The organism is Chryseobacterium sp. TQ-BC-N36, assembly GCF_058382295.1.
The window spans coordinates 871867-885259 of the sequence record NZ_CM178175.1 but is presented as its reverse complement, the minus strand read 5'-3'; the positions used below and the strand labels follow the sequence as shown (position 1 = coordinate 885259).

Annotated in this window: 15 protein-coding genes; all 15 read right to left on the bottom strand. The window is 39.3% G+C overall.

The features are described 5' to 3' along the window. Positions 1 to 22 precede the first annotated feature (22 nt). A complete protein-coding gene (locus tag AC3FI7_RS03835) occupies positions 23 to 1159 on the bottom strand; it encodes an Atu1372/SO_1960 family protein (RefSeq protein WP_491461445.1) in 1137 nt (378 codons plus the stop codon). 295 nt (positions 1160 to 1454) lie between these two features. Beyond that, positions 1455 to 2111 (bottom strand): DUF6766 family protein, encoded by a 657-nt coding sequence (locus AC3FI7_RS03830; protein WP_142725768.1) that lies wholly within the window; start codon positions 2109 to 2111, stop codon positions 1455 to 1457. A 48-nt stretch (positions 2112 to 2159) separates the two neighbouring features. After that, entirely contained in the window at positions 2160 to 3689 is a 1530-nt protein-coding gene (locus tag AC3FI7_RS03825) for an FAD-dependent oxidoreductase (protein ID WP_491461444.1), read from the bottom strand. A 23-nt stretch (positions 3690 to 3712) separates the two neighbouring features. Beyond that, complete coding sequence (locus tag AC3FI7_RS03820) at positions 3713 to 3877, bottom strand: hypothetical protein (protein WP_343658409.1); 165 nt, start codon at positions 3875 to 3877, stop codon at positions 3713 to 3715. 25 nt (positions 3878 to 3902) lie between these two features. Further along, positions 3903 to 4652 (bottom strand): SDR family oxidoreductase, encoded by a 750-nt coding sequence (locus tag AC3FI7_RS03815; RefSeq protein WP_142725770.1) that lies wholly within the window; start codon positions 4650 to 4652, stop codon positions 3903 to 3905. Positions 4653 to 4663: 11 nt separating this feature from the next. Further along, positions 4664 to 5461, bottom strand: a complete 798-nt coding sequence (locus tag AC3FI7_RS03810) for an SDR family NAD(P)-dependent oxidoreductase (RefSeq protein ID WP_491461443.1) — start codon at positions 5459 to 5461, stop codon at positions 4664 to 4666. A gap of 5 nt (positions 5462 to 5466) precedes the next feature. Further along, a complete protein-coding gene (locus tag AC3FI7_RS03805) occupies positions 5467 to 5967 on the bottom strand; it encodes a CinA family protein (RefSeq protein ID WP_142725772.1) in 501 nt (166 codons plus the stop codon). Between the two features lie 48 nt (positions 5968 to 6015). Next, entirely contained in the window at positions 6016 to 7182 is a 1167-nt protein-coding gene (locus AC3FI7_RS03800) for a zinc-dependent alcohol dehydrogenase (protein WP_343658406.1), read from the bottom strand. 43 nt (positions 7183 to 7225) lie between these two features. Then, a complete protein-coding gene (locus tag AC3FI7_RS03795) occupies positions 7226 to 9370 on the bottom strand; it encodes a catalase (RefSeq protein WP_491461442.1) in 2145 nt (714 codons plus the stop codon). A 52-nt stretch (positions 9371 to 9422) separates the two neighbouring features. Next, positions 9423 to 9800 (bottom strand): hypothetical protein, encoded by a 378-nt coding sequence (locus AC3FI7_RS03790; protein WP_343658404.1) that lies wholly within the window; start codon positions 9798 to 9800, stop codon positions 9423 to 9425. A gap of 14 nt (positions 9801 to 9814) precedes the next feature. Then, entirely contained in the window at positions 9815 to 10117 is a 303-nt protein-coding gene (locus AC3FI7_RS03785; RefSeq protein ID WP_142725776.1) for a hypothetical protein, read from the bottom strand. A 62-nt stretch (positions 10118 to 10179) separates the two neighbouring features. After that, positions 10180 to 10767 carry a ferritin-like domain-containing protein gene (locus tag AC3FI7_RS03780; RefSeq protein WP_291897549.1) on the bottom strand — a complete coding sequence of 196 codons (588 nt, stop codon included), beginning with the start codon at positions 10765 to 10767 and terminating at the stop codon, positions 10180 to 10182. A gap of 74 nt (positions 10768 to 10841) precedes the next feature. Beyond that, on the bottom strand, positions 10842 to 11633 hold the full coding sequence (locus AC3FI7_RS03775) for a KGG domain-containing protein (protein WP_491461441.1): 792 nt from the start codon (positions 11631 to 11633) through the stop codon (positions 10842 to 10844). A 556-nt stretch (positions 11634 to 12189) separates the two neighbouring features. Continuing rightward, positions 12190 to 12786 (bottom strand): Crp/Fnr family transcriptional regulator, encoded by a 597-nt coding sequence (locus AC3FI7_RS03770; RefSeq protein ID WP_491461440.1) that lies wholly within the window; start codon positions 12784 to 12786, stop codon positions 12190 to 12192. A 314-nt stretch (positions 12787 to 13100) separates the two neighbouring features. Next, complete coding sequence (locus AC3FI7_RS03765) at positions 13101 to 13340, bottom strand: hypothetical protein (protein ID WP_491461439.1); 240 nt, start codon at positions 13338 to 13340, stop codon at positions 13101 to 13103. Between the last annotated feature and the right edge of the window lie 53 nt (positions 13341 to 13393).

The window sequence follows — 13393 nt, the reverse complement described above, 5'->3', positions numbered from 1 at the left end:
TTGAAGCCTGAGCTTATTAAAATTACTCCACTTCAAAAACAGCCTGAATCTCTACAGAAGAACCCACAGGAATTGATGATGCTCCCAGAGTGGCTCTGGCATGTTTTCCTTTGTCTCCGAAGATTTCTACGGTCAGGTCAGAAGCCACATTCATAAGGTCTGCATGCTTTGTATAATCGTCTTTTGTGTTGAAAATTCCTGTTAGCTGAACACATTGTTTTACTCTGCTCAAATCCCCTCCTACAGCTTCATTCAATACTGAAATGATGTTAAGCATGGTAACTCTGGTAGCTTCTTTTACCTGCTGTTCATTTACTTCAACACCTAGCTTCCCGGGATTGAAGATTTTACCGTCTTTCAAAGCAACCTGATTAATGAATACCAGATTTCCGGAACGTACAAAAGGCTGGTAATTTCCTGCCGGTTTGGGAACCTGTGGAAGTGTGATATTTTTCTGCTTCAATATTTCACTGAAATTCTGATGGTGACTGACTTCTTGTACAGTTTTTTTAGGCCGTGTATTCTTTAATGCTAATGCTATTTTTGCAAAATTTTCTCCTTGTAATTGAGCAATATTACGTTCTCCTTTTGTAGGTCTTTCAACATCTTTTAAAGAAGTCATACTGGTCACTCCTAAAACGGTATTTCCTTGTGGAATAGCTTTATTAAGTTCCTCTGTCCCACGGATTCCGTTAGATACCAGTACCATACCATGTACGGCAAGACTATTCCAGAACGCCTGAAGAGCAAGCTCCTTTCCTGCTCCGCTTCCTGCAGACATAAAAACTGTAGCGGGGACGCCTTCCAAGGAATGGTTGGTCCATAGCTGAACCGTTTTGGACAAAAACTCGCTCATCCCGGTACTGATATTCCCGAAATAGACCGGTGAGCCAAATGCTATCCCGTCATAATCCGTCAGTTCATCAACAGTTGCAACAGGCAGATTTTTCAAACTGGGATTTTGTGATGCTTTGACTAATTTAATATAAGGAACTGCATTATTTCCACTTTCAATTCCTTTGGCTACTTCCCTTGCCAGTTCGTAAGTTCCGCCATTATCTGAATGGATAAGAACCAATATTTTTGCTTTATTCTGTGCCATGATGTTGGTCGTATTAGATAATAAAATTAAAATAAAAAAAAGACATAATTTTTTCATGCTGAATAAGATAGTTTGTATTTATATTTAAGTTGTTTAAACATAAGCTTTGGTTCTGAAAAAACTTAAGTATTTAAAAACTTTTGTGCTTAAAAAAGTTTAAACAACCTCATTAATAATGAAGGTATTATATTGACACTACAAAATTACTTATAGCGTTTTTATTGAATTTGCCAAAATATAGATACAAAACGACAAAATGAAATGTGAACTGAGGTCAAAAACGGAAAGCCAGATTTGTAGATTCTATCGAAAATTTACCTCATCATCCTTTTCCATCATGCAGGCAAAAAAGTCAGGGAGTCTCATCATGAGGCATATCAACCGGTTTTGATTCGGGAGAACCTTTTTCGCGAAGCCATATGGATAAAATAACCAGTGAAGCTACGGCGAGAAATTCACTCTGCCAGTTCTGAAAAGACTCAAACCAGAATCTTGATTCTGAAATATACTGTATTGCTGTTACGGCCGGTTTGCTTTTCATCAGCTGTTCATCATTAAAATCCTTAAGGCTTCCATAGAAATGTAAGATAAAACTGGCCAGAAAGAGAATGGCAAAAGCAAGAGATAAAGAATGTTTATAGAGTTTCAGCCATATCCCTCCTTTTTTGACAGGCCATGGCGCTTTGAGATGTGGTACAGGCTCCCTGTCAACATCTTCCTCTTCTGTCATAGATTTCGACTCACTGGAGCCTTTCTGCCTCAGAGAAATCGTTAATAAAACATAAAGCATCATCTGAAGAAATTCACTTTCCCAGTTTTCAAAAGTAGCCTGTATAAAATGGCCGCTATGAATATATTCGCCGATCTTTAAAGCAGGCTGTCCGTTTTCAACGAGTTCTTTGTTTTCTGTTTTCCAGCCCATAAAAAACTGTCCTGCAAGAAAAATGACCATTAGCGTAATCAGAACAATACTTAAGCTGTTGCGATATAAGAAACTGGTGCGTGCCATATAATTTAAAGTTTAAAATTCAAGGTCCAAAGTTTTAGATGTAGCGTTTTATGGATCATGTTTCTGATAAGGGAATACTTTCTGCAGATTCCTGGTTGTGGGCCCGGTAAGAATTTTTCCATTCACATTGAATCTGGAGCCATGGCACGGGCAGTCCCAGCTCAGCTCTGCACTGTTCCACCGTACTTCACAACCTGCGTGCGGACAGGTACTTCTCAGGAGATGTAATGTGCCGTCAATCTCTTTATACAGGGCATAAGATTCTGATTCGTACCGGATGACTTTAGCTTCTCCCTCACCAATTTCTGAAAAGGATTCTACTTTATCTTTAAAAATTTTATCTTTCACGAAGTCAAAGGCTACTGTTGCATTTTCTTTCACAAAATCTGAGAATCCTGCAATAGGTTTGATTCTTGAAGGATTGAACAGGTTGCCATATTTACTTTCTCCTGTAACAATCAGATCATGCAGAATCTGTGATGAAAGTGTTCCGAATATCATCCCGTTTCCTCTGAACCCTGTGGCAACAAAAATTCTTTCCTTACTGCCGGGAAGCTTTCCAATATACGGAAGGCCGTCCACCGGCTCATAATATTGACTGGACCAGCTATAATACACCGTTTCCACATCAAAGTATTCTCTGACATAATTTTCGAGCTTTGAAAAGCATTCTCCGGTATCTTCAGCATGTCCTGTTTTATGGTCTTCCCCACCTGCAATCAAAAGGTTTTCACCTTCAATATTCTGAATACGGTAATAATGATAAGGCTCGCAGAGGTCATAACCCAGTGCCCACGGATAGCGGTCGTTTTTCAGAGTAAATGCCATCGCATAACTTCTGTAAGGAGCATTGGTAAAATGAAGGACATTGACTCCCGGTGGTATATGGGTAGCATAGACCACATTTTCAGCTTTTATTTCTGCTTTTGAAGTTTTTAAAACAACATATTCTTTCTGCTCATCATGACCTTCACAAAGACAGTTTTCCTGAACAGAGCCACCCAGCTTTATGAAAGCCTCACAGAGCCCTCTGATATATTTTATCGGATGAAAATGTCCCTGTCCGGGAATAACTACTGCCTCTTTGAACGGTATTGGAAAAGGAGTTTCATTCACATAGCTCATTTCATGACCTACTTTATCAGCCCCTTCCACAATATTTTTCAATTGTTCCTGCTGCTTTTCATCCAACGCAAAAAGATAGGCTGATTTTCTGGTAAAATCGCAGCTGATATTGTACCGATGAATCCGGTCTTCAATCATTTCAATGGCATCATCTCCGGATTCTGCATAAAGTCTGGCTTTTTCAAGTCCAAAATCCCTGATGGTCTCGTTGAAGGTGGTATCGAAGAAATTATTTAAATGAGCTGTTGTTCCTCCTGTTGTTCCGAATCCGATATTGGCAGCCTCCAGAATGATGCATTTCTTTCCGGATTCCTGCAGCTTCAGTGCTGTTGACACACCTGTAATTCCGCCGCCGACTATGGCAACATCAAATATCTGGCTGAGATCAGTTTCTGCAGAAAATTTTCTGACTTCTTCCTGCCATATACTTTTTCTTGCACCGTCTCTGTACATAATTATATTTTTTGGAGTTAAACTTACCTGATGTTCAGGGTATCGCTTTCAGGGATTCCTGGTTTAGCCGTATTGGCAGGATTGTTCTTCTGGTCTCTTTTTCTGTTCTCATCTTCGTCAATATTACATCGGCAGGAAGTAAGGGCAAATAAGCTGATTACGCTTAAAACAAGTGCTGTTGTTTTCATATTATAAGATTTAGGATTTTACTATTTAACCGTTTACAATTAACCCTCCATTGGGATGAAGCACCTGTCCGGTAATCTGTGAGGCATCTTTACTGGCCAGAAACAGAAAGCTTGAGGCAATTTCTTCCGGAGTTGCATTTCTCTCGAACGGAGGTTTGTTGGGATTTTCTTCTTTTTCATCAAATGTTTCTTCCGTAAGCGGTGTTGCGACAGGGCCGGGCGCAACAGCATTGATCCGGATCCCTTTAGGTTTTGCCTGTAATGCCAGTGAGCGGGTAAAAGAAACAATGGCACCTTTTGTAGCAGAATAATCAAGAAGCTCCGGATGTCCCTGATATGCAGAAACTGATGTTGTATTGATAACAGAGCTTCCCTCTTTCAGATAAGGAAATACGACCTTCGTCAGTAGGATCATTCCCACAATATTGGAATCAAAAGTCTGTCTGATATTCTTTTCCTCAAGATCTTCGATCCTGTCTGCAGGAAACTGAATTCCGGCATTATTGATGAGAATATCAATTTTTCCGAATACCGAGATCACTTCTTTTACTGTTTCTTCACAGAATTCATAGTCATTGATATCTCCTTTGAAAATGATGCATTTTCTATTTAGTTTTTCGATTTCTGCTTTTGTTTTTCCGGCGTCATTGTCGCTGGAGTGATAAATAATGGCAATATCGGCACCTTCCAGGGCAAAAAGGAGCGCTACCGCCTTACCGATTCCACTGTCGGCACCGGTAATTAAAACAGATTTGTTTTCTAATTTTCCGATCATACCACTATTTTTTATTCTTCCGTTGTGGGTTTTTGCATTTCCGCCATTCTGTGGGCAGCCATACTGTCGCTTGCCATATTGGCCATAGCTACAGAAAGTTTATTTTTTAAACCCGATACTATTTTATCATCTCCGTTCATCAGAGCATTGTAACCGTCAATAGCCACTTCTTCAGGAGAAGCGAGATTATCTCTGTCTTCAAGTATTTTACTTGTGTTCATATCCGCTTTATTGAAGAAATCTGTGTCTGTAGGTCCCGGTAAAAGTGCCGTCACTGTAATTCCTGAGTCTTTTAATTCTTCACGAATAGCTTCAGACCATGATAGCACAAATGCTTTGGTACCATGATATACCGAATGCCACGGACCAGGTGCTTTACTGGCTACAGAAGCCAGATTTAAAATTTTTCCTGATCCTTTGGGCAGCCGGTCCTTCAAAAACAGTTTGGTCAATATGATGACAGAAATGATATTTAACTGTATAATGTCTACTTCCCTGTGAATATCGGTATCCTGAAATTTTCCATAGACGCCCTGTCCGGCATCATTAACAAGAATTTCGGGACTTATCCCATTCATTTTCAACTCTGAATAAAGCGAATAGGCTTCTTCCTCTAAAAAAAGATTTTTGGAGATGCTGATCACATTTACTCCAAAATTTTTAAATTCATCAGCCTTTTTTTTCAGCTCTTCATGATCTCTGGCCACAATAACAAGGTCATAGCCGTTTTTGGCAAACTGTTTGGCCAGCTCGTAACCTATACCGCTGGTAGCACCTGTAATGAGTGCAAATTGGTTTTTGCGATCCATAGATTTTATTTTAAGATTAAAAGTCTGTTAAGCTCACTTTTAAAACAGCCCAAAATGAATTCTGTATAATAAAGCTGGGCATTCAATGCTTGCGTTTTGGGATGAAGTTCCAGTTTTTTAGTCAGGACAATCTCCCCTTTGTAGGAGAATGAGAAATACGCAAAAATTTTATATCCGGAATTGCGGATCGGCGTGCAGTAGCCAGTTGTGGCGATAGACCAGTCTGATTCGTAAAGTTTTGCGACATTCAATGCCATGGTCTCTGCAATATTCTCTGAAACACAGTCGCATTCTTCGGCTTCCTGCCTGTTGACCTTTAACAGTCTTACTTTTTCCGGCAGCGAATAGGCGGTCAAACCTCCTTTATAGAACATAGAGGCATTCGGCATCTGAGAAAAAGCCAGCTGTAAACATCCTGAAGTGACACTTTCTGCAACAGAAATAGTTTCATCTGTGGTCATCAGTGACTGGCTTATATATTCTAAAAGATTTTGTTGAAAATCCATACTGTTAATTTTTAAGTGATTGGTTTATAGTGAATATCAAAATCCAGTTTATTTCCACGGGTCAAGAACGACCTTGACACATCCATCTTCTTTTTTATCAAAAATTTCATATCCTCTGCTTACTTCATTAAGAGAAAGACGGTGGGTAATAACATCATCGAGCGTGATTTTTCCGGTCACAACATAATCCATGAGTTGATCTATGATGGGATGAACATTACATTGCCCTGCTTTAATGGTAATCCCTTTGTCAAAGATCTGTCCAAGTCTGAAATTGTCATAATTGACAGGATAAACTCCCAGAACAGAAACAATACCACCCCTGCGGACAGCGCTCATGCATGCTTCCAGCACCTTGATTGAGCCTTTTTCAAAATTCAAGACAGCTTTTGCCCGGTCTATAAAGCTCCTTTCGGGTTCAAAGCCTACGGCTTCAATACAAAGATCCGCTCCACGTCCGTCCGTCATATCCCTGATCTGTTCTATCGTACTTTCCGCATCTTCCCACAAAATGGTTTCGCATCCTGTAAGCGTTTTTATACGGTCGAGCCTGTATTGAAGAGTATCAACAACAATGATTTTCTTTGCATTATACAAGACAGCACTTTTGGCAGCCATTGTGCCTACGGGTCCTGCTCCGAAAATGACAACAGTTTCACCTCCTTTAAGTTCTCCCCACATCACGCCTGTATAACCGGTGGGGAAAATATCTGTGAGAAATAAAACCTGTTCATCTGTTAAATTGTCAGGAACCTTTCTGGGACCAAAATGAGCGTAGGGAACTCTTACATATTGTGCCTGTCCGCCATCATATCCTCCATACAGATCTGTATACCCGAATAAAGCTCCGCCTTTATCTTTAAAAATACCTCCTTCCGGTCCATAATAATCGGGGTTGCTATGCTCACAGGCAGTAGGAAGATCATGCTGACAGAAAAAGCAGCTTCCGCAGGCAATAGGGAAAGGAACTACTACCCTGTCCCCTACCTTGAGATGGGTAATGTTTTTTCCCTTTTCTTCTACAATACCCATAAATTCATGTCCCATTACCATGGGTCTTGCCTGGGGAATTCCTCCTGAATACATGTGCAGGTCACTGCCACAAATAGCAGTGGAGGTTACTCTCAGGATAATATCATTTTCATCCAGAATTCTGGGATCTTCTACGGTGTCACAGGTAATGTTACCTGGTGAGTGAAAAACGGCTGCTTTCATAATTTAAATATTTAAAGTGATTGGTGTTGGTGTGAAGGGTGTTTTATGATGACGCGTTTCTCTCCGTTTCAAGATCCCAGACTCTGTGCTGAGCAATTGCCTGGATGAATTTATCTGCAGGATTCCCGTCTTCCCATGTAATGATTCCGGGGTCCTCATGCTGTTTTGTTGCTACGTTGGAATTCTGATACAGGACTTCTGTATCTTTTCCGAAATAAATGGCTTTACAATGTTTATAGGCTTCGTTGATGAAATGCAGTACCTGATGTTTGTTTTCTGAAGTCATAAGCTCCTTTACAGCATCTTCTCCCGGACAGATGGCAAGAGCATCAAAACAAACACTTTCTATACTCGTAAGAGAATGCTTTGGTATGAGCTCAGAACTGTCATTTAGTCTTACAGGAGCAACACTGGGTGCAATCAGTTCAACTCTGGCACCTTCTGCTTCAAGCTTTGCTTTAAGATCATTGACCGCTCCACCATCGGCACCATTTGCCAGAATGAAACCTATTTTACGGCTTTTGATCGTATTTTTTATGGTATGTTCCATGCTCAGTGCACCTGAAACTTTTGTGTCAGGTTCTCTCTCTTCGCTCTGAAGTTCTATAATATTACTGTCTGCAGGCAAACTTTGGTTAGGCCATTCCAGCTTTTTGACTTCTACACCTAATTTTTCTGCAACGCTCCATGCAAGAGACATATCAATATATGCCAGCTGACCTACCAGTCTTTCTCTGATTTCCGGACGGGTTACTTTTGACAGTTCAAAGATCAATGCATTCTGAAGGTGCATTTTTTCCGGTGTTGACTGGCTGTTATAGAATAATTTAGCCTGGGAATAATGATCTACGAAACTCTTGCTCCTTTCTCTGATCTTCACTCCGGAAACTCTTTCCTGCTGAGAGGCAAATCCACCTTCAGACATCATCGCCTGAAAAGGGCATCCCCCACCGATGGAATTCGGTTCATAACTGCTTTTTCCTTTGACAATCTGTTGTCTCATGTGTCCATCGCGCTGGTTATTATGAACAGTGTTGATAGATCTGTTAATCGGGATTTCATGGAAGTTGGGAGAGCCCAGCCTTGATAACTGAGTGTCGGTATATGAAAATAATCTTCCCTGCAGTAACGGATCATTGGTAAAATCAATTCCGGGAATAATATGCCCGGGATGAAAAGCAATCTGTTCGGTTTCTGCAAAGAAATTATCAGGATTTTTATTCAATGTTAAAGTTCCGACGATTTCCACTGGAACTTCTTCTTCGGGAACCAGTTTTGTCGGATCAAGAAGGTCAAAATCAAATTTGTGCTCATCTTCTTCAGGAATCAGCTGTACGCCGAAATCCCATTCAGGATAATCTCCGTTTTCGATGGCTTCCCAAAGGTCTCTCTTATGAAAGTCCGGATCTACCCCAGAAATCATCTGTGCTTCATTCCAGGCTACAGAGTGTACCCCTAATTTAGGTTTAAAATGGAATTTTACAAAATGTACTTTGCCTGCTTCATTGATGAATTTGAAAGAATGAACCCCAAAACCTTCCATCATTCTGAGGCTTCTCGGGATAGCTCTGTCGCTCATCAGCCACATGATCATATGCATACTTTCGGGCATCAGTGAGATAAAATCCCAAAATGTATCGTGGGCAGAAGCTGCCTGCGGAATTTCATTATCCGGTTCCGGTTTTACGGCATGGATAAGATCCGGAAATTTGATGGCATCCTGAATAAAAAACACCGGCATGTTGTTGGCCACAAGGTCATAATTGCCTTCTTCGGTATAAAATTTTATAGCAAACCCCCGTACATCTCGTGCCAGATCTGTACTTCCTTTGCTTCCGGCAACGGTTGAAAATCTTACAAAAACTGGAGTTTCTTTTCCCAATTCTGTTAAAAATTTTGCTTTGGTGTATTCTGCAAGGCTTTTAGTAAGTTTAAAAACACCATGAGCTCCTGAACCCCGTGCATGAACTACTCTTTCAGGAATTCTTTCATGGTCGAAATGGGTGATTTTTTCTCTCAGAATAAAATCTTCCAACAGTGAAGGACCACGTTCTCCTGCCTTCAGGGAATCCTGATTGTTATTAATCATTAAGCCCTGATTGGTGGTTAGTTTTTCGTTTTCATTCGAGGTACTGTGTAGGTCAAGCTGTTCTGCTTTTTTGTTGTGTTCGTTGGTTTTCATATTCATAATCTTTTGGGTTGGTGTATTTTTAAAAGCAGTTCAATAAGAGGGTACGGAATTAATATGTTTTCTTTTCCAGGATCTCAAGAACCCTGGTGATGTATTCTTCTTCTTTGAGGACTTTATAATAAGCTGTTTTGGCATAGAGCGTGAAGGAAGGAGATTCAAACCTTATTTCATCATTCGTACCATTGATTTCAGTAGTGTTTTTACTGTGAAATTCACGGATATGAAGAAGATATTCATTTATATAGGTGTCAATTGACTGTTTCAGGACATCACATTTTGCATTGTTTTTAATCTTTTCCAAAGACTTGATCAGAAAAGCAGTCACTCCATATGAGTTGATCATGAGAGGGAATAAAGACTCATTCTCTATTGCATTATTTTTATCATACAAGCCGGAATGCCGTAAAGTATCGTTTTCAAATATCATATTCAAAAATGGTATTAGTTAGTGGAAGCTTTTAAATACTGCTCAAAATAGTGGAGATCATTTTTATCTTTGATCGAAAGGTAAAACATGATCTGTTCCGGTTCTTTTAATCCGATACTGCTGAAGTTGTCAAAATGAGCAATTAACGCCTGTATATTTTCAATATCAATATCTTTAAGGATAATAAATAAAAGAAAAATATTCTCCCTGATTTCTTTAGCATAAACTGCCGCTCCATCTTCAAAACAAGTTCCGGTATGGGGTATTTTAATAAACTCTTTCTGTCTGAGTGTTTTTATAATTTTCTGACAGTCCATATATTTTGATTTCAAGGTGAAAATAAGCCATATAGAACAAGCTACATGGCCTATTATAGGGTTTAATCTTCTTGCTCTGCATCAAAATTGATGGAGGTTTCCGCAATATCGGTAAGCTGTGAATCGGTATCTTCTTCTTCCTGGAGGGTTCTTTCCAGAAGATCGGCAGCTTTATCGTGCCCCATTGTTATAGCAAGTTGTGCCAGCCCACCATAGGTGGCAATTTCGTAATGTTCTACCTTCTGTGCGGCAATAATAAGTGCCACGTCTCTTGTTGCAGAGCCATCTTCTGTGGCTTTGATCACTTCTTCGCCTTCTTCAATAATTCCCTTAATCGCTTTGCATTCTTTTTTTTCAGGCTTTTCTTCAATCAGCTGGAACACTTTTTCCAGACGTTTAACATGTTTTTGAGTCTGAAGATGATGATCTTCAAAGGCATCTTTCAGCTCTTCAGTAGTGGCTGCTTCCTGCATTTTCTCCAGGGCATCCAGGATAGCATTTTCAGCATAATAAATATCTTTAAGGGCACTTACAAAGAATTTATGAAGCGGTGAATTTTTCATCTCTTCTTCATTCTCAACGGGTTTATCTGCCGATCCTTTTTTGGTAGCAGAAACTGCGCTATTGGTTTCTAATATTTTATTTGGCATGGTATGAATGGTGTTTTAGGATTAAAAGGATTACCTCTTTATATAGGTCTAAAGAGGCAATCCTGGAAAAAGAATTATGAATTACGTCTGCCTCCGAATCCGGAACGACCTGAAGATCTTCCGCCTCCGTGGGATGCCTGGCCTCCCATTCTGGCTATTCTTGTACGATCTGCTTTGCTCATTGCTGCAAATCCTCTTCTTGAAGTGCCCGAACCTGAATTTGATCCGCCTCTTCCTGAGCTGCTGCCATTATTTCCTGATCTTGATGAGCCTCCTCTTCCCGAGCCGGAACCTGAGTTAGAAGATCTTCCTCCGCCATGAGAAGCCTGGCCTCCCATTCTGGCGATTCTTGTACGCTCAGCTTTGCTCATAGAAGCGAAACCTCTTCTTGAAGTACCATCTCCTGATGATGACCTGCCTCTGCCTCCTGATCTGGAGCCGGAACCAGAATTTGAACGTCCGCGGGAACCACCACCGGAGTTTCCTCCACGAGATCCGCCTCTACCGGAAGTAAATCTTCCCTGGCTGTCTCTCTGCTGGTTTCCGTTTCCTCCTCTGGAACCTCCTCTTCTTCCGCCGCTGCGTCCTCTCTGATCATCATCTTCTTCATCTTCTTCATCATCGTAGTCTTCATCATCCTCATCATCGTAATCATCATAGTCATCTTCATCATAATCATAATCATCGTCATAATCCTCATTTTCATCAAAATAGTCTTCATATTCTGAAAAATCATCATCGTAATCTTCATCTCTTGAGGCATCGTTAAAACCATGATCATAGCCTAACTGGTAAACTTCTTCCAGATTTTCCGGCGAATGTGACTGTCCTCTTGAACTGCGGTTTCTTGAATTTCTAGTGTTCATAACTGAATTTTTTATTATTAATATTTAGTGATGTGTATTGCAGTCCGTGACTAGTATTAGACGGCAACAGTTGGGTGTCGGTAATTTAAAATGATATTAAAAGCAAATGCTTTTTATGTTCCTTTTACAAAGGTCTTAAGAATTGGATTGAAAATTTATATTTCAAATGTACATCATAATAATTCACTTTTTTATGACCTGAATCATGTTGGCGTATATTATTACATTTTTTTGTCATTTTAATATAATTTAAATGGTAACTTCTTTTAATAAAGATATTGTGCCATTTGCACTTATATAATGGCTTTTCCGCGGATAGCAGATATTTTTAAATGAAGATCGAATGCTTATCGATTATCACCGGGAAATAAATGGAGGAAGTCTGATTTGAGAATAAAGTGTGTGATCTTCCTCTTTGGAAAAAACTCCCGGATCGGCATTCTGTTTTTTCTGTATTGAAAAAAAAAGAAGATATCATCAATGTTCATGCAGCTTATTGTTTTCATAATTTTAAAGATTTAAATTAAAAAATACAAACTGATAAATCTGAAATGATCTAATATAAAATTTTGCGGTTTTCGATTCTCAAAATTTTATCTCTTTCCATATGTTTGATGGTTCTGATTGCGGTTTCTACACAAAGTCCTGTAAGACTTGCCATCTGTTGCCTCGTTAAAGGAATCAGGAATGAATATGGACGTGCATCTTTCTGAAAGCTCTTCAAATAATCCATAAGCCCTCTAAGCCGGATAGATGGATTCTGTGACGAGAGATTCTGCATCATGATAAACTTATAATAAAGACGTTCAGAAAGAAAACTGCTCACTTCCAGATACAATTCCGGAGATTGACTGAGCAGATTGAAAAAGATGGATTTGTGAAGTCTTAGGACACTGCATTCTGTGATGGCTTCAGCATTCATAGGATAAGGTTTTTCAATAAATAGAATGGATTCTCCACAGCTTGCTCCGTCAGACAGAATGTTTTGAATAAATTCTTTTCCTTCTTCATTGTAATTGTTAAGTTTTATCTCTCCCTGGATAATCTGGTAATAATAGTTGGGAGTATCCCCTTCCCGGAATATCATTTCTGAAGGGGTATAGTGCCTAGTTTCTGCTCCCGCTGAAATCAAAATATTTTCGTCGATAACCATAATAGTTGTTTTTGGTGTTGTTTTCTTCTTCTTCTTAGTCTTAGTAAAAATATCATTGGGAACTGACTTTTATATACATGCAAAAATTGAACCTTTATGATTATTTCAAGCGTTAAAAAAGGTTAAAAAAATTAATTAATTCAAACTTATTTCAAATTATTATTCTATTATTTTTATAATAAATCGAATTAATTTATCATTTTGATACCACATTTTTTATACCCTTTATTTTCTTTATCCGCTGAAAATATAAGATAATAAACCCGCTTCATGGTTATGAGAACGGGCTTATTTAATGAATAACAGCAAAAGTGTTATTGATTTTTTTTATTTTTTGGAGTTCTGACAGTATCACTGTTCCTTTTCGAAGAAAGGGTATCAGCACGCACTGTATCGGAAGGTAACGGGGCCATAGGTGCACTATTGGAAACCGTATCTGCTGTCATTGTATCAGCTATGACACTGTCGTGTGTAACGGATGTTTCTGTTTTGGATTCTTTCTTACAACTCAAGACAATGAATCCTGCAAACAGGATGGACGTAATAAATCTCATAATAGTATATTTTGTGGTGATGGTTCAAAAGTAGCCTATTATGAGTGTATTTT